Genomic DNA, 21514 nt, shown 5'->3' with positions numbered 1-21514 from the left:
TGTTCCAAGAAATGCAGCCAAAAGAGCATTTTTGTTAATCGATTTGATAATTTTTGAAATAAATAGAGGATTTTGAAATAAACTGTCGAAATTCAAGACCGCCAGGGTCCTCTCTTTATTCAATAGACCTCGATTTATCCTCATGGCATTCTTATTTTCCCTTTTTCTATTTGAATGGTGTGTAAATTTTGAAGAAACGGCCGCTGTCTTTCTGCATAATGATCGTACCTCGCACCCGCGCGACTATGCGGTTGTTTCCCATGTAGGGAGGGTGTTTTGTGGAGAATTTGAAGCTGGAGAATATGGAAATTTCCCCTTTGGATCGCGCAAAGCGGCATGTATGGATTCAACACCGCGGCGCCTCAGGATGGATCACGCTGGCGAAGAAGGAGCCGGATGGGGGATGGAGGCAGTATCACTACCAGCCCAACGAATTGGCTGTAGAACTGCCTAAATGGCTTGGAGAGGACGTCTATTTTAGCCAGAACACCTTTTATAAGCCTCAACGAAGAATCGAGAATATAAGGCAGCTGAGGGCTCTGTACGTGGATGTGGATTGCCATACGATTGGCTATGAGCCGGAGTGGGTGGTCGGGAAGCTGGACATCGAGGTATTCCATGACAATATCTTGCCTGAACCTAATCTCATCATTTTCTCGGGTCGCGGAATCGTATGCGTTTGGTTGATCGAACCGGTCCCGTACAAGGCCTTGCCGCTGTGGAAGGCGGTGGAGAACTATTTTTATGAGCAACTTAGCTATGTGGGGGCGGACAAGAAGTCGCTGGATCCGACCAGGGTGTTCCGGATCGACGGGTCGGTGTTTATTGCAAAATAAAAATACAGAGATCTGCAGAGAATTTGGCTTAGGCCAACTTGACATGGAGTGGGGGGCGTGATAGCCTTTTTAGGCATAGCCAGCCCTTGATATTGCTGGATTCCTGGCTTTTTAATCACGCCCCCAGAGGCTCCATGTCAAGTTGTAATTCTCTGCACTTTTCCTTGCAAAACTCTGTATTTTTTCTTTGCAGAAAACAGGGTCGGTCAACTCCAAGAGCAAAAGGGAGGTCGTCGTCGAGTACCGGCACGGCGACAGGTATGTCCTCCGTGACCTGCAATATGAGTACTTGCCGGAATTGACAAGGACGGGGACAGGGAAGAAAGGGAGGAAAGGGAAGCTTGTCCGGCTGCATAATATCCAGACGCTGCACTATGCCAGGCTGCTGGATTTGATCCGTCTTGCGGAGCTTAGAAATTATGATCTGAAGGGATACAGGGAGCTGTTTTGTTTTTTATATCGATACTGGAGTTGTTGCCTCACTGATGATCCCGATGAGGCGTTGAGACAGATGATAGAGCTGAACGCTGGATTTAAGGAGCCGCTGTCTGAAAAAGAGGTGATCCGGGCGACAAAAAGCGCCGAGAAAGCGTGGAAGGCTAGGAATGATGCAAAGGCGAATGAGGAGGCGAGGAAGAAAGGCTATCCCGGCGCCGGCTATAATCTGAAGAACTCTACGATCATTCGATGGCTGGACATCACGCCGGAGGAACAGCGATACTTGCAGACCATTATTGACGCCAATGAGAAGCGCCGCCGGAAACGGGAACGTGACAGGGCGAGGACAGGGGAGTTGCGCCGGGGACAAGGGGCGAAGACAAGGGAGGAGTACCTCGAGGAACAACGGGAGCGAACGGAGGACAAGGCATGGCAGCTGCAGAAGGCAATGGAGCGACACCCTGACGCGACAAATAAGCAGCTGGCCATGATGCTTCAGATATCGGTGCGGCGTGTCCAGCAACTTAAGAGGTTGATCAAGAACTGACGTTCCCGTGAAATGGTTCGTCGCCCTTATATTATGGGCGTCAGCCTGCTTGCTTCCGCGACCATAAAGAAAGAATAAACCAAATTGGTTTTGTTCCAATACCTCATTAGATTGGTGGGGGGAGTCCCGAGGGTTTTAAACTTTAGATTTTCACTTCGATGAAGGGTGAAATGCAAATGGATCTTCGCAAAAAGGATGGTAAAAGGGATTTTAAAGATTGATTTTGGAGGCATAGTTGCAAGGTGAAAATGCCAGTTAGTAGTTATTATAAAGGGGATAGGTTTATTGATTGGATTTTGATTGGTGATGATATGATTATTTAGAACATAATTCTCAATGCAAATTCACCAATAAGATAAAAATTCTGCTTAGAATCAGGGGAGCGAATGAAGGTGAGGACACTGGAATGACGCGAAGGGCGGTATTGAAATAAAAGACGAGGACAAGGATCGTGTCCCTGTTCCTCGATCAATCAAAAATCTATGCAACTAAGATATACAGTTGCGACAAGGTGTCGCGAAAGCATTCCGTCGGAGGACAACGGCCACTCCTGTTGTTTTCTCACTTGTCCTTGGTGAAGACAAAAAGGAGTAGGGTGAATCATGAACAACAAGACAACCAGGTGACATAAATTTGTTTCCTGTCTTAAGTCAAGACAGTAATTGTCTGACAGAGGACAAGATGTGGAATGTGTCGCGACAGATGTCCCGATGGATTAGCGGCCGCCGGAGACGATGGACAATGAATCGCGACAGACCGAAATAATAAACGTGTCTCCCATGACAATATGGACAGTGGGTGTCCCCGGTCGGGGGATTCTGAGGACACAGCATATCATCGTGTCTTGAAAAAACGAACTTAATTTATTTTTTGTCAGACAAAAAATTAAACACTTTCATTATCATGATCATCAAGTAAAAACGGATACTTCAGCAACATATGTTGAAATGTTCCTTTGTCTTTGAATGGGAGGAATTTACGGGACAAATTTTGATAGTAGCATCTCTGGTGGATGATTGTATTGATTATATCCAAGAACACTTTATCGCTAGGGCGGACAATTTTTGAGCATACCGGACACCTTAGTCTTCCAATAATATCGAACATTTTTTCGCCTCCTGTTTGTTTTCTATACTCCCTCTTAGCTCAATTGATGGTATAATCTTCTTGAAAAGTAAAAGGGGGAGTTTTCAATGAGGAAAATCAAGATGCTGATGGTAGCTGTAATTGTATTTATGATAGCAATACTACCGGGGATTGTAACAGACGCAGCCCCAAAAAACATGTATGTACACTTCATCAATGTTGGGCAAGGTGACAGTATTTACATTAAAGCGCCAAATGGAGAGGACATTCTCATTGATGGAGGAAATAAAGATGGCAGTGATGTCGTCGCCTATCTTAAAAAGCAGAAGGTAAAGGACATCGAAATCATGATCGCGACTCATCCAGACGCCGACCATATTGGCGGTCTTGATGAGGTTCTCAAGGCTTTCCCTGTGAAAAGTGTGTATGCTCCAAAAGTCGGTAATACAACGCAAGCATATAAAGATTTCTTGGTCGCTGTGAAAAATAAGAAACTTACCATCAAAGTTGCTAAAGCAGATGTTGTTCTGCCAATCAAAGGTGTGACTGCGAAGTTTGTTGGCCCTGTAAAATCGTACAGCACTAGCGATACAAATGACTGGAGCGCTGTCCTAAAAGTGACCTATGGCAAAAAGTCATTCCTGTTTACAGGCGACGCCGAGACTCGAGCAGAAGCGGATATGGTTAAAGCAAAAAAGGATTTACGTGCTGATGTGTTGAAAGTAGGTCATCATGGGGCGAAAACATCGACTAGCGCAACACTTTTAAAAGCTGTAAAACCAACGTATGCGGTAATCTCGGTCGGCAAGAACGCCTACGGTCATCCAACACCGGAAGTTTTGAATCGGTTGAAATCTTATAAAGTCAAGGTATTCCGTACCGACAAACAAGGAACGATTATCGCAACAACCAACGGGACAACACTTACCTTCAACGTAAAACCAATTTATTAGAGGTGGTTAAATGAAATATATCATTGATCGCTTCGAGGGTAAATGGGCAGTTTGTGAGGCGGAGGATGGCAAAATGATCGATATTGAGAAAAGCAAGCTACCCAAAAACGCCCGCGCCGGCGATGTGATTGTACAAGAGAACGGAAAGTTCCGAGTGGATAAAAAAGAAACAGAGAAGCGGTGGAAAGAGATTGAAGAGTTGATGAATGAGGTGTTTGAGGAGTAACACCTCATTTTTTTATATAAACGATTTTCCCAAAACAAGGGAGCGCTGAGGCGTTCTTTGTCTCTGGCATGGGAAACCCCTGTCTGTTAGAGTCATCTTCTGTCCTTCAGTGAGAGGCGTGTGGCGACTAATGATGGGTGGTTGGCGGCTCGTTATTGTAATGATGGAGAAGATCAACCTTCGTGGACTCAATCGTGGACTCAATCAAGGTACGAAGCGAGTGGCCGCTATCGTGGCGACTGCTGGGCGTCTGTTGCCCGTGGTATCCATTCGTCCGATGGCTGAAAGCCGGATCACTGGATAAAAGAAGAACACCGCTAAAAACCGACCTAATGCGCTCATACAGACGTTTTTGGGGAAAGGGAGGCTTTGTAGGATTGGATGATGCAGGGCAGACTCAATCAAGGGACGCGTCGGAGACATAGGATGTCGCGGAAATGCCCCCTTGGCTGTGTGGGCGAGGAAGTGGAAGTGCGCTACAAACGGTGTGGCGAAGGATACCAAGCCTTCTTCAGCGTTCAGCCGGTCAATCGGGTTGTCATCCCCGCCGAGTAGCAAATCTTCCGGTATGGACAGCGGCTCACACAAGACTTCATCGATGCCCTTGACGGACGACATGTGTCTCGGTTCAGTGAGACGCGATCGAGCGGCAACGGCACCGAATCATCGGATAATGCCAGCGCCCCTTGACGCAACTGTCCGTCTTGTTCCCACAAAACGAGCCGGACGGTAAGCGTCGGGATTAGGGGCGTGATGTCATTGACGTCACGAAACGCCGGATGGGGGGAGAACGAGACACCATGGGTATCCTTCGTGGCGGCGTCTGCCTCCTCCTGAGGACATCCCAGAGTCAACACAGGACATCCACACGACCCCCAGAGTGTGCGGTGACACGGCCAGCCAGGACAAATCGACCTCCGGCTTTTTCGGTGGCGTCGGAGTTAACCGGGGTCAAACCAGTAAACCAACAATGTCACCCTGATATATTGCTGTTTTTTCTCCCTTTTCCACATACAACAATATTAAAACTTTGGCAACGCCTCCACCGCATCCGCCAAATCACTGTAGCTGTCCTTTAAGTACCGCGATGTGGTAGCGATATGGCTATGACCGGCTAGCCGGCGCACCTTTTCGATATCGTTGTTCGTCGCTTTTAACATCCACTTACAAAACGTATGCCGGAACATATGGGGCGTGAGCTTTTTATTCGGCAGGATGTAGCTTTCAATCATTCGCTGAATGCCCCTTAGTAAGAATTTCAGTGATCGTTGACTATAAAAGACATATGGAGATGCTGCAACATAAAGTTTCTTTTTTTGGCCATTCCCACTCGAAACTTCAACTAATCCTCTAGTTCGGCTAATAAAATCTTCCGAGATAGGTACTACTTTCATTATTTTGTCTACAATACGAATTCGTTTTAACTCGAGATTCAGGTCTGTTATTTTCAAATTGGAAATTTCTTCAACACATAGACACGCGTATGTACGAAGGTAAATGATCACATGGACGCATCGGTATTTATGTAGTGGGATTTTGGGGGATAAATCCAGTGAAAAAGTGGATAACTGGTTTGTATAATAGGGGTATCACTTGATATTTTGGGGGACGTGTTTTATGCCTACCTTTCAGTTTGGAACGACAGCGATTGAGTACACATTGCAGCAGGTGAAAGGGAAAGAAGATATCTCTATTGTTGTAGAGTGGATGGAGGGGGTTACAGTGGTAGCTCCCGATCATCTAGTTCAGGAAGAAATAAACCGAGTTTTGCGTAAGAAGGCAACGTGGATTTTAGATAAGTGGAACTCTTTGAATGAGATTAAGCGACCACCGGCTCCGTTAGAATTTGTTAGTGGGGAGAAATTACCGTATTTAGGGCGGTATTATCGAATTAAGGTGAAACAAAATCAAGATATCGATAAGGTAAAAGTGTTATTTCATCAAGGGAAATTTTATATTGAAACACCAACATCAGCCGATGATATAGAGCATGTGCCTATGATTCGTGAAGCATTAAAATCTTGGTATATCCAGCGGGCGCAGGTGAAAGCGGAAGAACGGGTGAAACGTTATGCACAGCGTCTAGGGGTAACGCCGGCGAAGCTTGCGGTAAAAGAGCAGAAGTTTCGCTGGGGAACGTGCACACCACAGGAAGCGATTTATTTGAATTGGCGTCTTTTTCTGGCCCCAATGCGCGTTGTTGATTATGTGATTGTGCATGAATTAGCCCATCTGCGTTACGCGGATCATTCGAAAAATTTCTGGAATCTGGTACGTTCGATTTTGCCGGATTATGAGGAACGTAAAGAATGGCTGCGTGTGAACGGCCCGACGCTAACGATATAGAAAAAAGCACCCATGAAGGGTGCCTTATTTTTTGTAATGGATTTCCGCCAGTTCAACGATTTGCTGAGCAAGCGCCTCGATTTTATCGGACGGGCATTTGCTTGTCCGGAGCTGGCGCTTGATTTTTTTACGCATTTCGCGTTTGACGTCTTCTTTGTTAACCCAGTCGATGACGACGAGGCCTTCGATATGTTCCACAATGATCTGGGTGATTTCTTTTAGCCGTTCTTTCTCTTCTTCTTGATCGGTCCATTCCTTTTGCAGCAATTGAAAAATCGGATAGGATTGCGGCGTCAGGCCTTCTTCTTCAATAGTTTTGGACTGTCCGCGCATCTCCTCGATCAATTTTTCTAACTCAAATGCGAGCTGGGCGTCGTTGAGCCGTTTTTCTTTTCTCGCTTTAATTAACTGTTCGAGTCGTTCCTTTAGCGATGTGTAATAGACCGGATTTTGGTCGATTTTTACTTTGATTTCGTGACGGATCGCGTGCTCCATTTCCGACGCTTTCGCCTCGTCCGTCGTTAAACTTTTCACATGGGCGTCGAAATTCTTTTCGAGGATGCTGACAGGACGGTGAAGCGCCTTGATATCCGTCGTGTAAATATGGTCGTAAATGAGCTGCTTCACTTTTTCCCCGCAGTCAGAGATGTCCATCTGCTCGTCTCGGAAGCGGTTGCGCGCGTACTGGCGCACTTTCCCTAAAAATTTCAGGTCCTCGTAATACGGTTTTGCCTCTGGATGCGGCATAATCATGTCCATACTTTCGGAGAAGCGTTTAAACGCTCGGTCAAAGGCGTGTCTCACGTCTTCGGGTTCTAGGATTTTCATGCACGCTTCAATGTCGTCGCGATTGACGCCGTCAAAAAAGCGCATGGCGGCGCGATGTCGCGACTGCAGTCGCGGTATCTCTGACTGGATCGACGTCATCGCTCCCTGGATGTCCGTCGGGTTAAAAATGGCTAATGCTTGCTTAAGGAACGCGGACACGCCGTAATAGTCGACGATGAGGCCATATGTCTTCTTGTCGTAGGTCCGATTCGTTCTTGCGATCGCCTGGAGCAAGTTATGTTCCTTTAGCGGCTTATCGAGGTACATTACTTGCTCGATCGGCGCGTCAAACCCGGTCAGCAGCATATCGCACACGATGATAAACGCCAGCTTGTCCTCATGTAGCGGCTTTTTAAAGCGCTCAATGTAGTGCTTTTGCTGCTCTTTGGTTAGGTGGTATTTTTTCAATCGGTCGTTGTCATTGTTGTTAGCGGAAATGATGACGACCGACTCCGGACCGTTGAGTTCATCGAGAATTTCTTTATACAGGACCGCGGTTTCGCGGTTAATAGCGACAATTTGCGCTTTGAAGCCGTTTGGTGCGATATGTTGCTCGTAATGTTCAATGATGTCGAGACAGATCCGGCGAATGCGCTGCGGCGCTCCGATAATGGCCTCCTCTGTCGCGTATTTCTTCTTGATCCGTTCCCTGTCCTCTTTCGAATAGTCTTGAAAGACGCGGTCAAAAATTGCGTCCAGCGACTCACCCTCGACCCGTAACTCCGGTAGGCGGCTTTCGTAATAGATCGGGACTGTCGCCCCGTCCTCGACAGCCTGCTGGATGGTGTACGTGTCAATGTACGTGCCAAACGTTTGGACGGTGCTGCGGTCTTCCTTGTCAATCGGCGTCCCCGTGAACCCTATATATACCGCATTCGGCAGCGACGACCGCATGTTCATCGCTAGTCCCCCGTAATTGGTGCGGTGCGACTCGTCAACGAGGACAAAGATGTTGTCCGCGTCATTTAAGAGCAGGTCACCCCCGTCGTCGACGTGATCCTGGAACTTTTGAATGGTCGTCATGATGGTTGCGCCTGTCGCTGTCCGCAGCAAGTCACGCAGATCCCGGACACTTTCGGCACGCCGTGGGTTCGGGAATCCGCAGCGACGGAACGTATTCGTGATTTGTTCGTCCAAATCGGTGCGGTCCGTCACGATGACGATGGACGGGTTGCGCAGTTCCTTGAGGCGCCGCAGTTTGACGGACAGGTAGAGCATCGTCAAGCTCTTTCCAGATCCTTGCGTCGCCCAGACGACGCCGCCCCGTTCCTTCGGTGTCTTGCCGGTTAAAATGCGTTCGACGGCCTTATTGGCGGCGCGGAATTGCTGGTAGCGGCAGACTTTCTTAATCGTGCGGCCGCCTTCTGCCTCGTAGACGACAAAGTTTTGGATCATGTCCAGCAAATTCTTTTTCGGGAACATTCCCGCGACTAACACGTCTTGACGCGTCGGATTGTCGCCAATATCACTAGCTTTCAGCGGATACGGGTCTTTCCATTCCCCGAAGTGTCGCAGTCTTGCGCCAATAGATCCGAATTTGGCTTGTTCGTTACATGTCGCCACGACGACATGGTTGTAGTGGAAAAGGCGCTCCGCCTCCTGCTGGTAGCGAAGCAGCTGCTGGACCGCCTCGCTGATTGGATGCGGCTTCGTCGGGCTTTTGCATTCAATGACGACAAGCGGCAGACCGTTGACAAAAAGGACAACATCCGGAATGATGGTCGTCATCGGTCCACTGACTTTGAATTGATTCACCACTAAAAATTCATTGTTTTCGGGATGGTCAAAATCAATCAACTTGACCGTCTGGCTTTTCTTCCCTTTCCCAAGGTCTTGCTGAATGGACACATAGTTCACGACCATGTCATAGAACTTCTCGTTAGCCTCCATGACGCTCGCGGCGTTGATATGCGTCACCATACGCACGACTTTATGGAGGTTGATGTCGTCAATCCACGGATTCAGGCGCTGGATCGCCTGTCTTAACCGTGTCTCCAACACGACATCCCGGTGGGACGCGCGTTCCGAATCGAGCGCATGTCCTGGAATATACGTATATCCTAGTCCTTCTAATTGCTTGATTAATCGATGTTCAACTGGCCGTTCCTTTGCCCACTCGTAACTCACGACGACACCACCTCGTCATCCACCTTTACCCGGACTTTGCCGGTGAGGAGGGATTGCATCAGACCTTTTTTAATTTCGTTTATTATACTGAGCTTTTCTTTTTCGGTTTCGATTTTTTGTTCAATAGAAGTTAGAATATTAGATATTTTGTTTTGCTCGTTTAATGAAGGTAAAGGTACTTTTATTGAATATAAACTATTTCTGTTTAAACTCGGTACACCCGTTGCTTCATTTAGGCTAGCAAGGTCATAACTTGTAAGAAAATAGTATAGCCATTTTAAGGATACTTTGGTTTGATCAGCGAATAATCCATATGCGGTATCTATAATCCAACAATCTCTTTCTATATAAATTGGTTTGTCTATCGTTCCTTTTCGTCCAACCAAAATCATAGGGCCCGAAAAAAGAAATTCTTTAGCATAACCAACATGCCCACTAGTCCCCATAATTGGATAATCAGAATATTCTACTTTAACGCCTTTAGGGGACTTACCGTATCTGATTTCACAAATCTCCTCAAGTCTTCTAACTTCCCACTCCTCTGGAATCTCGCCAATCTCCGTCTTTTTAAATTTCGTATGTCCGATTCCTTTGGTGAGGAGTTGCTGCATCAGTCCTTTTTTCACTTTTTCTGTTTGTTCGATGATGGCTTCGGTTTTCTCGATGGCTTCATCAACGGAAGATAGAATGGCTGCGATTTTGCGTTGTTCATTAAGAGGTGGAAGTAATATTTCTACATCCTCTATTTGTTTTCCGCTAATATTTGGTTGTGCCCCACCAATTGCGTTTACAAGAATTTGATTTTTAAAAGAACTCGATTGTACAACATATGCTAGGTATTCTTCAGATAAATGCTCTGAATTGTAGATATCAAAAACTCCTACACGTTGGTTTAACACCAAAGGTAAATCTTCTTTTCGCACAATGGCTGTTTTTCCTGTTGTAGCACCAGACATTGCAATTACAACATTTCCTTCTCTCAATTTGTAATCTTTTGCTTGTTCAGCTACATTTCTATCTACATACACAGCATCTTCCAAATCAATACCGTTATTTTTAATGTTAGAAATCCGTAAAACCGCAACATCACCGTGCTCACGAAAATCTTCACTTTTAAAAGCATATCCCCCTCTAAGTTTCAAAAGTTGCCCTAATTGCTTGTGCTGCCATTTTTCACTCACCATACCCCAACTCCTTCAAATAGCCGTACATCACTTTTTCGATTTTCTCACGTTCCTCTTCCAACTGACGGAGTTGGCGAAGAGCTTCGGCGATGTCGATTTGTTCTTCTTCTTCAGTAGTGTCGACATATCGAGCGATGTTTAGGTTGTAGTCGTTTTCTTTGATTTCTTCAAGGGAGACGACGCGACAATACTTGTCCTGTTCTTCCCATTTTTCAAAGGCGGATACAATCTTATCAATGTCCTGGTCACGAAGGATATTTTGGTTCTTTCCTTCTTGATAGTCACACGATGCATCAATAAATAGTACATGTTTTTTTCGTTCTGGCGCTTTGTTGCGATTTAGAATAAGGATACATGCTGGAATACCCGTTCCATAGAACAAGTTAGCTGGTAGACCGATTACTGCCTCTAACAAATCTTCTTCAAGAATACCTTGACGAATTTTTGCCTCGGCACCACCGCGGAACAAAACGCCGTGTGGCATGACGACACCAGCAATTCCCCGGTGATTGAGAGTCGCAATCATGTGCTGGACGAACGCATAGTCTCCCGCGTTTTTCGGCGGCAAACCGAATCGGAAACGGCCGTACGGATCGGCTTCGGCTTCCTCGCGTCCCCAGTTTTTCAAGGAAAATGGCGGATTGGCGATGACTCGATCATATAAGAGCAGTTCCCCGTTTTCATCGAGCAATTTTGGTTCGCGAATCGTGTCCCCCTTTTCAATACGATGGTCGCTTAAGCCGTGCAAAAGTAAGTTCATTTTTGCAATGGCCCATGTGTTTAAGTTCTTTTCTTGTCCATGTAGTGTGAGGTTACGCGGGTTACCACCTTTTTCTTTGATGTAGTCAACAGCTTGAATAAGCATTCCCGCGCTTCCGACCGTCGGATCGCATATACGCATCCCTTCTTCTGGTTTAATGAGTTTGACGATTAGACGAACAACTTGGGAAGGCGTATAGAACTCTCCACCTTTTTTCCCTGCATCATCTGCGAATTGTTTAATGAGATATTCGTAAGCGCGTCCGAGAATGTCCGGATCGGATAAGTTTTCGTTGCGCAAATCGATTTTGCTGAAGTGTTGAAGCAGCTGCATTAGCAGCTTATCCGGCAGTTTTTCTTTGTCGTTAAAGTCGATGCTTGCAAGGACTCCTTCGAGGGATGGATTTTCCTCCTCCAATTCTTCGAATGCCTTATTGATTGCCGCACCGATATCCTGGGTAAGAGAGGTGATATACGACCAGCGCGCCCGTTCCGGTACAAAAAATTGGTGCTCGTCGCGGTCGTACCATCCGTAGTCTTCTCCTTCTTCACGCTCGATACGCTCTGCAGTTTCGACGAACACATCATTTAGTCGTTTCAAAAACAATAGACCGAATATGTAGTTTTTATAATCGGAGCTATCGATTGACCCCCGTAGTATATTGGCAGATTCCCATAAATGGGATTCAAGTTGTTGCAGTGTTAGTTTTTGTGTTGTCAATTCCATCGTGTACCCCCTGTGAATAGTAAATATGGTCTAATTTTATTTTACAGATGATGTAAGGTTTTGTCTTGAAATAACGTGAAAAATTCAAGTTTATAAACTAGCAGTAGTTTTTGTATATATATAAAAATATAGTAATCTAAGTGAGAAACTGCTAAACGAAGAAAAGAAATTGAGGATTTGATGAATGAGCTGTTTGAGGATTAAAAGCAACAAGCCCCTTTCAAGGCGAGAAAGGGGCTGTTTTTATTTCCTTAATCGATGAAACGTGGATATAATGGATTTTCCCGCTGTCTTTTTCTTTAAATCGCAATGTTTGGTTTAACTGATCGTAGTAATGAACACGACCGATGACGCAGCATAAACGATAATTATGTATGTATTGAATCGAGAGATAAGAAGCAAACTCCATCGCCTCGAAAATGATCCGATTCCATTCTTCATATTGCTGCTCGTCGTGACAGGAGGGATGGATTCGCGCTTCTTTTTCACGCAGCTCCTTTAGCATTTTGCGGTGCTCTGGCATTAAAAAGGGCGAGTATTTGATGATTCCACGATCGCGATGGTTCATGCCTGATGCCCTCCTATATAGCCGTTGCGAACGCGGGCGACGCTTCCAGGCGTGTAACTGACGGCACGCAATAGCGCGTTGGGGCCGAATTTATCGCGGATTGCATCCATTGCTTTGGCAAGTGCTCGTTCTTTCGTTCTGTCTTCAAAAAGGGACAGTTGCAAACTTTCCTCGTCTGATAAATTTTCCAGGGCTACATGAATGACGCGCACGCTTCGTCCGTCATAAAACTTATGGAAAATCCGCTTGCAGACGCGGTAGATATCCATCGTTAAGTTTGTGGCGGCATCAAGGGTGACGGACTGATGGAATCCTCCTTCATTATGCGAATAGCGTACGCTGAATGAAACGGTGCGTCCTATTTTCCCGATTTCACGAGCCCGTTTTGCCACTTCCTCACAAAGCTCCAACACAACCGTTAAAATTTCGTTTTCCCGCCAGTAGTCACGCAGCAACGTAATTCCTTTTCCGATGCTTTTTTGAGTGAAGGTCCTTGCGTCGATAAAAGGAGGGCTTAAGTCAACTCCCCAAGCATGGTAGTAAAGCTGTTCTCCTATGACACCAAACCGTTTCCGTAAACGATCCAGGGAACTGTTTGCCACGTCTCCAAGCGTATACATTCCCATATTGTTCAGATGTTTCTCCATTCGGCTGCCAATGCCCCAGATTTCCCGCAACGGAACCGGCCATAACTTTTTCGGTACTTCTTCATATGTACATTCGGCGAGTCCTTGTTTTTTGGCGTATACATCAAGTACGACTTTGCTGATGAAACGGTTTGGACCGATGCCAATGCAGGACGGAAGACCGAATTGATTCCAGATCACGCTTCGTATTTTTTGGGCTGCTTCCTTGGGAGATCCGTGTAGCTTTTCCGTACCGTCTAGGGTTAGCCAACTCTCATCAACGCTATACGTAAGAATCGCTTCAAAAGGAACAAAGGTGGAAAACAGTTTTGTAATTTGCACACTTATTTCTAAATATCGTTTCATGCGAGCGTTAAAAATATGGATATGGCGATGGCGAGGCACTTCATATAGACGGCTTCCTGTTCTGATGCCGAAATCTTGCTTCATTTTTGGAGACGCGGCCAGAACCACGCTCCCGCTTCGATTTTTATCAGAGACAACGACGACATAATCCTCGAGAGGATCCAGTCCATGATCGACGCATTCGCAGCTGGCGTAGAAACTCTTCATATCGATACATAAAATTTTATTTTTTGGCAGACAAGAAATATCAAGCAACATCGACACAAGGACCTCCTTTATAAGAACGTATGTTCTATTTACGAATATATGTTCTTATATTTTGTTGAAAAAGTCAAGTATAAATTGGAAAAAAGAGGTGATGTGAGTAAGAAGTAAGAAAAAAGAGGAGTTATTATGTTCTAGGATCAAAAGAAAAAAGGACCGGATACGATCCCTCACATTGATAAGTATCAGTCATTAGGAAAGTTCAAGGTACCAAGTTCGAGCATGTAGAATTAGAACGAGAACGTGCATTGACAGAACTCTTTTGAGGGTTTTTATTGTCAGAGTTTAGTGTTAGGAGTTATAATAGAATTGGAATAATTTAGGGGGGATTAAAAATGACAAATGAACATCTAGCTAATAATGATATTAACGCACTTCAACCTTTATTAGATGTTGTTACGGATGAGTATGGTAACTATTACGAGGTAGTTGCGGTTACACACAAGGGAGGAAAGCTAACAAAAGTAACATTATCGAATATATATTTTGAAACAGCTTTTTCTCGCTCATTTATTGAGGAAGATATAGTGGAGAAATACAAATATAAACATATTGGAGCTTTTCTTCAAGACTTAGTTAATGACCACATTCAAGATTTAAAAAGTAAAAAACGTACTATATTCTCTATTAAAGATTTATTAGAAAATGGAACAGAGGTTGAGTTTTTAGATCAGACTGCTCCTCATCCGAGAAGTAGAAGTAAATGATGAAACGAATATAACAAGACGAGGTGTTTCCTCGTATTATATTTATGATTAAACTAGCTGTATAATTTGCATTATCGATTTTGTACTTTGAATTGATCATGAAGATGGAAGCGCTCAAAGGTCTCAGTATACTGGTATTCCCCTCCTTTTCCGATCGAAACGACCACCACCACCAAATTGTCGATGCACAGCTTTCTCGGGACGTCTCATGCTTGGTGGAACAGTTGGATGAGCCTATGAAGAAAACATTCGCTGTTTTCCGCCGGTAATGGATACGCATACGCCGCGTTGCTGTATGGAAAACTCAAAATCAGAATCGCTCGGTATCACAACAATTCATCGAGCGGAAAATCTGCATGTCATTACAAAGACAAAGAGAAAAAATTTCGTAAAGAAAAGGGATAGCGTTATATCCGTTTTACGCTCCCCTTTTTTAATGCTTCATTCACTAAAAAATTGAGTTCTAACACCCATTTTTTCAAAAGTATCTAAGAATTTTTGTTTTGCCTCATGTTGTAGTTTTTTAAGCATATTAGAGTCAATGGTATCTAACTCATACTTTATAGATGTTTCAAAGTCTATACGGTATAGACGTTCACCAATTAAGTAACGAGCAGTATGGCATGCTCCTTTTGATTGCGCTTGCATTGTAAAATCAACTAGTTTCTTTTTCCATGATAATAACCCGCCTTTTATTGCATAGCTATTATCCACTTCATACAGACTTGTTCCTGTTCCTATAGACAAAACTTTTATTTGATCTAACGAATAACCAAGATTTACAGCTTCAGCAATAGCAACTACTACTGGGTTATTAGCCCATAATCCACCATCAATTTTGCACTCATGATTATCAATGACCGCCGCAGGTAGATAAATAGGAGCTGCGGATGTGGCTAAACCAATCTTCCACATTTCAATTTCACCATCATTGTTAAAATGAGGATGGTGAGGAGTTTTGTAAACTTTTGTTTGCGCTTTATGGTGCTCTATTGAAGGAATGCATACTAAGGTTTGTGCCTCTTTTAATAGTTTGTCTTTAAACGTTTCTTGTAGTACTCGCGTTAACCCTTCATTACTATAAATTGATTTCCAAGAAAACCAGTGTTTTCTTTGTTTCTTTCCAAAAATGTCTTTTCCCTTATTTAGATATAATTCTAATATCTTTTCGGCTGGAATATTACTCGCCAATCCTAGTGCAATTATTCCGCCGGTGGATGTTCCAGCAATTAAATCAAAATATTCATGAATAGGTTTAGATACATTTCTTTCAATATGGGCTAGATACGTTGCGGGGAATACCCCTTTCATACCTCCACCATCAATGGATAGTATTCGAAACTCTTTAGGTTTGCGGGTTTTCCAACCATTTCGTTTCACATCTTCCCAGTTTATCAAGCCTTTAGTTTCCCCCTTATTGTTTCTTCAATTTATAACTATGTGGAGCTTCAGGTCCCCACCAAATACCATCTTCTAACCATTTCTCATAGTAGTAAAGCCATTCTGCTGTCCAAGGAATAATTGTATCCGCTATGAATAAACTTTCATGATAACTTCTATCTCCGGGATAATAAAGACAAAGAGACCCATCGCTATAACGATGGGGAGCCTCTTTATGGATCGTGGGTTTAATAACAAATACCTTTGGATTATATTTTCCATAGATTATCTTAATAGTATAAAAGGGAGAAGAAAGAGTCGGACGTAAAGTTCCTATCCAATATCCTTTTTTAAAGTAACGAAACGAAGGAAAGAATTGTTGAATTTTGCAACGTTGTTGAGCAATCGTCAACTGCTTTCTTTTAAAATTCCTCATTAATTTCACCTTTTCCAAAGAAGCGATGCTCTTTTATTGGTATGCCTTCGTTTCTTTGATTTAAGATACCCTCTCTATTTACAAATACAGCACCTGTTGCTACAGCTTCCGCCATTTTAGCTCCCTCTGAGAGCTCAGAAGGAAATTTCTCCTTGCCAAAAATAGCTTGCCATTTTTCGATACTCGATTCCTTATCTGGATCAGTGAGAGCCTCAAGACTATTACTATAGAGTTTTTGTAGCTTATCCCGGAATATTCGACACTTCTCAACTGACCAATCTCTAGCTAAATTTTCGTCTTCTAAAGATGGATTTACTACTTCAATTATTCCATCCTCGCTTGCTTCGTTCATTAGCTCGTCCAATTTAGTTATCATATTTTCTAATGTAGCTACTAGAGTTTCAGCATACGAATTTTTAGCAACCATACACTTCCCGACTAAAGTAGTGAGTAAAATAGATTTCGGAGCTGTATTGTCACCAACATTGTTATCTCGCCAATATTTTAGAATTTTAACTATTGGACGGAATTTTTCATTATGTTCTGTATGTTTTTTATTGCACCATTTTATAAAGCCTACAGGGTTGGTTTTGACCCAGTCACCTTCTGTTTTAGACGGAATTAGGATAGAATCACCATAAGTTGTCTTGGCAGGGACTATATCTACATGAAATTCTCCAGCATATTCAATGCGAATGCAACGATCCTTAGGTTTAATTTTATCTTCATATGCTTTCTTAGTTTTAATACGTTTAGTAACCCAATTAAAGAATTCTTTTGAATCTTGGTTCTTCACATCTAATAACAGTATTACATCTACATCAAACTCACCATCGTTTGAAGGACGAATAGCCGTTTTGGTAGCATAGGAACCCTGCGGAAATAGTTCCTTAAATTTTTCACTAAGTTCCTCATCTTCACTGAGAATTTTTTTCCATGTGCTTAATGCCTGATCTATTCTTTCTTTTCGCCCCTTATTTAAGCTTATATTGACAATAAATTGCTTGAAATGATTTGTTAGTTTCAAGTATAGTCCCTCCTTCCTATATATTACATTTTACATAATAAAGAGGCTCTTCACCACAAAATGTACTTGACAATCAGGTTGTTTTCTGATCAAGGGTACAAAAAATGCGAAATTTCCTGTATGGTAAAGGTGACCAAACCAAACCATTGGAGGAAAATTCGCATGTACTCTCAGTTTATCAAAGAACTTATCGATTTGCCAGATGTTTTGATTGAAAAGGAACGAAAAGAAGGAGAACGCTGGATTTTCGAACTTTCTCTTCCCGAACAATGTCCGTTATGTCCTGTCTGCTTGCAACGCACAACAAAAATGACCCGAAAAAAGAAGCAATGGATGCATGGCTATGCCCAACGGATCGGGGTTTTTTGGATTGAACTTCCAGTGGAACGGAGACGTTGTTGCACTTGTGGCATGACATTCAGCACCTCTTATCCAGGGATCTCCCCTCGAAGTGTGGCAACGGACGCCTTTCAACAATGGGTGGCGCAATCTTGCATTGGAACATCCATTCAGGCGGTGGCTCGTATGCTAAAACTCCCTTACACGACTGTTGAACGTTGGTTTTATACCCATGCCCCTTCCTTTTTGTCGAATACCATTCAGCCAAAGGCGGTTTGTGTCGATGAGTTTGCTTTTCGAAAAGGGCATGACTATGGAGTGGCGGTCATGGATGCAGAGACGGGAGAAGTGTATTCCATCGAAGCAGGAAAGAATGAGGCAGCCATTCGAAGTGCATTGACGTGTGTGTCTTCTTCTGTCCAGTGTGTCGTGAGCGATTTGGCTCCGGCCATGAAAAAAGCCATTCAAGGGGCGTGTCCAGAAGCGGTACATGTGGTCGATTATTTTCATGTCATTCAGCTGTTTACGGAAGCCTTAGATCGGTGTCGCAAATATTTAGCCAAAGGGGGCAAGAAACACGGAAATGTTCGGTACGTTTGTTGTTTATTGAGCCAATGCCCAGAGAAATTAACCGAGGAGGAACGTCAAACGGTACGGGAGTGGTGTAAAGAAAGCGATTACCTACAGGTTGTTTATCAATCCCTCCAACATTTTCGCTATGTATCCAAAAGCCAAGGCGAACGACAGGCGAAACGTCGCTTGGAAGCTTGGATTCATCGGTATTTGTTTTGTACTTGTTCTGTTGTGCGTGCCATCGCAAAAGCACTCGCAAAACGAACAGAAGAAATCATTTCGTGCATTTTGTCGCCTTATTCGAATGGGAAAATGGAAGGGACGAATAACAAGATCAAGCTGATCAAACGCCGAGGGTATGGATACAGAAATATCCAAAGATTTGCATTGCGAGTTCGGCTAGAAACGGCTGCCACACTTCAATGATAGATGCAAGTACATCTTTTGGTGATGAACCAATAAAGAGCAATATTTCCATTTGAAGATGGTGTTGAAAAACTAGAGTAAAAACTCGAAGTTATGCATAAGGATGCAGCATAACACATGGAGTAAATACCGATGAAGTCCGTACCACCGGGGTTGTTCTAACCTAACGGTCCCAGCGATATTTCCCTTCAGCATTGACCTCTCGGCTTTGCACCGGCTGCTTGTAGCGGTATCAATGGTGATGGACTGATGGAATCCTCCTTCATTATGCGAATAGCGCACGCTGAATGAAACGGTGCGTCCTACTTTCCTGATTTCACGAGCCCGTTTCGCCACTTCCTCGCAAAGTTCCAACACAACCGTTAAAATTTCGTTTTCCCGCCAGTAGTCGCGCAGCAACGTAATTCCTTTTCCGATGCTTTTTTGAGAGAAGGCCCTTGCGTCGATAAAAGGTGGGCTTAAGTCAACTCCCCAAGCATGGTAGTAAAGTTGCTCCCCTATTACCCCAAACCGCTTTCGTAGACGATCCAAAGAACTGTTTGCCACGTCTCCAAGCGTATACATTCCCATATTGTTCAGATGTTTCTCCATTCGGCTGCCAATGCCCCAGATTTCCCGTAACGGAACCGGCCATAACTTTTTCGGTACTTCTTCATATGTACATTCCGCGACGCCTTGTTTTTTGGCGTATACATCAAGTACGACTTTGCTGATGAAACGGTTCGGGCCGATGCCAATGCAAGATGGCAGACCGAATTGATTCCAGATCGCGCTGCGTATTTTTTGGGCCGCTTCCATGGGGGATCCATGCAGCTTTTCCGTACCGTCTAGGGTTATCCAGCTCTCATCAACGCTGTACGTGAGAATCGCTTCAAAAGGGACAAAGGTGGAAAACAGCTTTGTAATTTTCATGCTTACTTCCAAATACTGCTTCATGCGGGCGTTAAAAATATGGATATGGCGACGGCGAGGCACTTCATATAGACGGCTTCCTGTTTTGATTCCGTAATCTTGCTTCATTTTCGGAGACGCGGCCAGAACTACGCTCCCGCTTCGGTTTTTATCAGAAACAACGACGACATAATCCTCAAGAGGATCCAGTCCATGATCGACGCATTCGCAGCTGGCGTAGAAGCTCTTCATATCGATACATAAAATTTTATTTTTTGGCAGACAAGAAATATCAAGCAGCATCGACACAAGGACCTCCTTTATAAGAACGTATGTTCTATTTACGAATATATGTTCTTATATTTTGTTAAAAAAGTCAAGCGGAAACTGGGAAAAGAAGGAGATAAGAAGGAAGAGGGGGAGTTAGACAAAAGTAAAAAGACCAGATTGTTCCGGTCTTTACAGCTTGTTGGCTTTGATAAAAAGATGAAAATTGATAAACTGAGGTTGTACACAAAAATTCCCTCGTGGTTAATGATTATAAATCGAGAGATATGAAGCAAACTCCGTTACTTCTAAATTATTAGAGATTATGAAATAGGTGATAGTAAATGTCATTAGATAATCGGTATTTAGAAGTTGCTGAATCAATAAACAAAAAAATTGAATCGATGATCAAAACAATGACCAAAAGTGTTGAATCGATAGCCAAAACATTAGATGCAATTAGTAAACAGATTACTGATTCATTCAAGTATTTGGATTTTTCTTGGTTTGATGAGATTGGAAAAGAATTAGAAAAAGTTGAAGATGATATAATACAATTTAAAACCATAATAGTACGACTTGGGTATCCACCACATGAAGATATGCCAGTATCCGATATACGAAGAATAGTTGCTGATTATAATGAATTTGGCGAAGAATATGTGAAAAAATATTTAGATGACTTAATGTTTGAGATTTACGACGAAAAATATTTAGACGATATTCTTTTAAAATGGGAACAAACAAAATTACTTTCGTCAAGAATTTCAATACTAAGAAACGTTATTAAATGTCATAATCAACAAATGTACAATGCTTCTATTCCAACACTGTTACCACAATTAGAAGGTATAATTGTAGATGCATTTCAACACAAAGGAGAACTACGTGGCCATCATTTAGGAGTTTATTTAAAGCATTTGCTCATTAAACCAAATGAAGAAGAATCTTATTCTTTTGAAGATGCTATACACATCTACTATATGCAACATATTTTGGTACATTTTGAACATGGTAAAGAAATAAGGTCTGAAGTGAGTAGACACGCTATATTGCATGGTGGCCTAACGAATTATGGGAGTAGAGAAAACTCTTTAAAACTAATACTTCTTTTTGATTTTTTAAGTGATTGTGTTAGTAAAATCACTGAAGAAACCATTGTAGCAGCAAAAAAAGAAGTACAGGAAAATAACAATAACAAGAAAAAGAAAAACAAATAAAATTATGGTTTCTTCAATCATTCGTCGGACGCCTCGAACCCCAAACGGTTTTCCATTCCGTTCATTCCTCTTCGACTTCCAGCTTCTCCGCAATCATGAACAATTACATATAAGAGGAGCTAAGAGAAGCTGTAAAATAAGTAGTCAATAAAAAAGCGCTAAGGAAGAAAATAAAAGCTCCCTTAGCGCTTTTTTTAATTTTGATGCATAATTAATGAATGAATTAGCGTTATTTTAAAACTTCGGCAACGCCTCCACCGCATCCGCCAAATCACTATAGCTGTCTTTTAAGTATCGTGATGTTGTAGCGATATTGCTATGACCAGCAAGCCTCCGCACTTTCTCGATATCGTTGTTCGTCGCCTTT

Annotated in this window: 19 protein-coding genes and 2 pseudogenes; 9 read left to right on the top strand and 12 right to left on the bottom strand. The window is 43.2% G+C overall.

The window, feature by feature from the left end; all coding sequences use genetic code 11:
• The first annotated feature begins 278 nt into the window (after nucleotides 1–278).
• The 5 genes from GJ1_RS14540 to GJ1_RS19310 all read left to right on the top strand — a co-directional run bounded on the left by GJ1_RS14540 (nucleotide 279) and on the right by GJ1_RS19310 (nucleotide 4641).
• Complete coding sequence (locus GJ1_RS14540) at nucleotides 279–836, top strand: hypothetical protein (protein ID WP_245629412.1); 558 nt, start codon at nucleotides 279–281, stop codon at nucleotides 834–836.
• A 187-nt stretch (nucleotides 837–1023) separates the two neighbouring features.
• On the top strand, nucleotides 1024–1821 hold the full coding sequence (locus GJ1_RS14535) for a hypothetical protein (RefSeq protein ID WP_245629411.1): 798 nt from the start codon (nucleotides 1024–1026) through the stop codon (nucleotides 1819–1821).
• 1193 nt (nucleotides 1822–3014) lie between these two features.
• On the top strand, nucleotides 3015–3860 hold the full coding sequence (locus tag GJ1_RS14525) for a ComEC/Rec2 family competence protein (protein WP_066233866.1): 846 nt from the start codon (nucleotides 3015–3017) through the stop codon (nucleotides 3858–3860).
• 10 nt (nucleotides 3861–3870) lie between these two features.
• Nucleotides 3871–4086 carry a DUF3006 domain-containing protein gene (locus tag GJ1_RS14520; protein WP_008881774.1) on the top strand — a complete coding sequence of 72 codons (216 nt, stop codon included), beginning with the start codon at nucleotides 3871–3873 and terminating at the stop codon, nucleotides 4084–4086.
• Nucleotides 4087–4512: 426 nt separating this feature from the next.
• On the top strand, nucleotides 4513–4641 hold the full coding sequence (locus tag GJ1_RS19310) for a hypothetical protein (RefSeq protein ID WP_255211305.1): 129 nt from the start codon (nucleotides 4513–4515) through the stop codon (nucleotides 4639–4641).
• 467 nt (nucleotides 4642–5108) lie between these two features.
• Here GJ1_RS19310 and GJ1_RS14515 read toward each other — a convergent pair whose 3' ends face one another.
• A complete protein-coding gene (locus tag GJ1_RS14515; RefSeq protein WP_245629410.1) occupies nucleotides 5109–5591 on the bottom strand; it encodes a tyrosine-type recombinase/integrase in 483 nt (160 codons plus the stop codon).
• A 112-nt stretch (nucleotides 5592–5703) separates the two neighbouring features.
• Here GJ1_RS14515 and GJ1_RS14510 point away from each other — a divergent pair, with 112 nt between their 5' ends.
• Entirely contained in the window at nucleotides 5704–6432 is a 729-nt protein-coding gene (locus GJ1_RS14510) for a M48 family metallopeptidase (protein WP_066233863.1), read from the top strand.
• A gap of 24 nt (nucleotides 6433–6456) precedes the next feature.
• Here the strand turns inward: GJ1_RS14510 and GJ1_RS14505 are convergent, their stop codons facing one another.
• The 5 genes from GJ1_RS14505 to GJ1_RS14485 form a co-directional block, all read right to left on the bottom strand.
• The gene (locus tag GJ1_RS14505; RefSeq protein WP_066233860.1) at nucleotides 6457–9387 is read right to left on the bottom strand and encodes a type I restriction endonuclease subunit R; all 2931 of its coding nucleotides are present in this window, start codon (nucleotides 9385–9387) and stop codon (nucleotides 6457–6459) included.
• On the bottom strand, nucleotides 9384–10568 hold the full coding sequence (locus GJ1_RS14500) for a restriction endonuclease subunit S (protein ID WP_167346125.1): 1185 nt from the start codon (nucleotides 10566–10568) through the stop codon (nucleotides 9384–9386). Before GJ1_RS14500 ends, GJ1_RS14505 begins: the two co-directional genes overlap by 4 nt.
• Nucleotides 10561–12057, bottom strand: coding sequence for a class I SAM-dependent DNA methyltransferase (locus GJ1_RS14495; protein WP_066233855.1), 1497 nt, complete (start codon nucleotides 12055–12057; stop codon nucleotides 10561–10563). The genes GJ1_RS14500 and GJ1_RS14495 overlap by 8 nt, the downstream gene beginning before the upstream one ends.
• Nucleotides 12058–12277: 220 nt before the next feature.
• Entirely contained in the window at nucleotides 12278–12625 is a 348-nt protein-coding gene (locus GJ1_RS14490; protein WP_066233850.1) for a YolD-like family protein, read from the bottom strand.
• On the bottom strand, nucleotides 12622–13875 hold the full coding sequence (locus GJ1_RS14485; RefSeq protein ID WP_066233849.1) for a DNA polymerase IV: 1254 nt from the start codon (nucleotides 13873–13875) through the stop codon (nucleotides 12622–12624). The genes GJ1_RS14490 and GJ1_RS14485 overlap by 4 nt, the downstream gene beginning before the upstream one ends.
• A 341-nt stretch (nucleotides 13876–14216) precedes the next feature.
• Here GJ1_RS14485 and GJ1_RS14480 point away from each other — a divergent pair, with 341 nt between their 5' ends.
• The gene (locus GJ1_RS14480; protein ID WP_066233846.1) at nucleotides 14217–14588 is read left to right on the top strand and encodes a hypothetical protein; all 372 of its coding nucleotides are present in this window, start codon (nucleotides 14217–14219) and stop codon (nucleotides 14586–14588) included.
• Between the two features lie 80 nt (nucleotides 14589–14668).
• Here GJ1_RS14480 and GJ1_RS19110 read toward each other — a convergent pair.
• The 4 genes and pseudogenes from GJ1_RS19110 to GJ1_RS14465 form a co-directional block, all read right to left on the bottom strand.
• Nucleotides 14669–14911 (bottom strand): annotated as a pseudogene (locus tag GJ1_RS19110) (IS21 family transposase); the annotation flags it as partial.
• A 118-nt stretch (nucleotides 14912–15029) separates the two neighbouring features.
• Nucleotides 15030–15986, bottom strand: coding sequence for a CBASS cGAMP-activated phospholipase (locus GJ1_RS14475; RefSeq protein WP_066233843.1), 957 nt, complete (start codon nucleotides 15984–15986; stop codon nucleotides 15030–15032).
• A gap of 16 nt (nucleotides 15987–16002) precedes the next feature.
• Nucleotides 16003–16404 carry a type II CBASS E2 protein gene (locus GJ1_RS14470; protein WP_066233840.1) on the bottom strand — a complete coding sequence of 134 codons (402 nt, stop codon included), beginning with the start codon at nucleotides 16402–16404 and terminating at the stop codon, nucleotides 16003–16005.
• Nucleotides 16391–17431, bottom strand: a complete 1041-nt coding sequence (locus GJ1_RS14465) for an SMODS domain-containing nucleotidyltransferase (protein ID WP_066233837.1) — start codon at nucleotides 17429–17431, stop codon at nucleotides 16391–16393. The genes GJ1_RS14470 and GJ1_RS14465 overlap by 14 nt, the downstream gene beginning before the upstream one ends.
• Nucleotides 17432–17593: 162 nt before the next feature.
• Between GJ1_RS14465 and GJ1_RS14460 the strand changes: the two genes are divergently transcribed.
• Nucleotides 17594–18769, top strand: coding sequence for an ISL3 family transposase (locus GJ1_RS14460; RefSeq protein ID WP_066233834.1), 1176 nt, complete (start codon nucleotides 17594–17596; stop codon nucleotides 18767–18769).
• Between the two features lie 72 nt (nucleotides 18770–18841).
• On the opposite strand, the gene GJ1_RS14455 is transcribed toward GJ1_RS14460, so the two are convergent.
• Nucleotides 18842–19963 (bottom strand): Y-family DNA polymerase, encoded by a 1122-nt coding sequence (locus GJ1_RS14455; RefSeq protein ID WP_245629408.1) that lies wholly within the window; start codon nucleotides 19961–19963, stop codon nucleotides 18842–18844.
• Between the two features lie 308 nt (nucleotides 19964–20271).
• Here GJ1_RS14455 and GJ1_RS14445 point away from each other — a divergent pair, with 308 nt between their 5' ends.
• Entirely contained in the window at nucleotides 20272–21147 is an 876-nt protein-coding gene (locus GJ1_RS14445; protein ID WP_066233832.1) for a hypothetical protein, read from the top strand.
• A 234-nt stretch (nucleotides 21148–21381) separates the two neighbouring features.
• Here the strand turns inward: GJ1_RS14445 and GJ1_RS19105 are convergent.
• Nucleotides 21382–21514: pseudogene (locus tag GJ1_RS19105) on the bottom strand (tyrosine-type recombinase/integrase); the annotation flags it as partial.

The organism is Geobacillus jurassicus NBRC 107829, from assembly GCF_001544315.1.
GTDB lineage: Bacteria > Bacillota > Bacilli > Bacillales > Anoxybacillaceae > Geobacillus > Geobacillus jurassicus.
The sequence above is the reverse complement of the archived record's forward strand: the minus strand, read 5'-3'. Positions and strand labels throughout refer to the sequence as shown.

Excerpts from the sequence above, each read along its gene's own strand:
- GJ1_RS14525 (WP_066233866.1), top strand. The coding sequence starts at position 3,015 with ATGAGGAAAATCAAGATGCTGATGGTAGCTGTAATTGTATTTATGATA.
- GJ1_RS14520 (WP_008881774.1), top strand. The coding sequence starts at position 3,871 with ATGAAATATATCATTGATCGCTTCGAGGGTAAATGGGCAGTTTGTGAG.
- GJ1_RS19310 (WP_255211305.1), top strand. The coding sequence starts at position 4,513 with ATGTCGCGGAAATGCCCCCTTGGCTGTGTGGGCGAGGAAGTGGAAGTG.
- GJ1_RS14510 (WP_066233863.1), top strand. The coding sequence starts at position 5,704 with ATGCCTACCTTTCAGTTTGGAACGACAGCGATTGAGTACACATTGCAG.
- GJ1_RS14495 (WP_066233855.1), bottom strand. The coding sequence starts at position 12,057 with ATGGAATTGACAACACAAAAACTAACACTGCAACAACTTGAATCCCAT.
- GJ1_RS14490 (WP_066233850.1), bottom strand. The coding sequence starts at position 12,625 with ATGAACCATCGCGATCGTGGAATCATCAAATACTCGCCCTTTTTAATG.
- GJ1_RS14485 (WP_066233849.1), bottom strand. The coding sequence starts at position 13,875 with ATGTTGCTTGATATTTCTTGTCTGCCAAAAAATAAAATTTTATGTATC.
- GJ1_RS14480 (WP_066233846.1), top strand. The coding sequence starts at position 14,217 with ATGACAAATGAACATCTAGCTAATAATGATATTAACGCACTTCAACCT.
- GJ1_RS14470 (WP_066233840.1), bottom strand. The coding sequence starts at position 16,404 with ATGAGGAATTTTAAAAGAAAGCAGTTGACGATTGCTCAACAACGTTGC.
- GJ1_RS14460 (WP_066233834.1), top strand. The coding sequence starts at position 17,594 with ATGTACTCTCAGTTTATCAAAGAACTTATCGATTTGCCAGATGTTTTG.
- GJ1_RS14455 (WP_245629408.1), bottom strand. The coding sequence starts at position 19,963 with ATGCTGCTTGATATTTCTTGTCTGCCAAAAAATAAAATTTTATGTATC.
- GJ1_RS14445 (WP_066233832.1), top strand. The coding sequence starts at position 20,272 with ATGTCATTAGATAATCGGTATTTAGAAGTTGCTGAATCAATAAACAAA.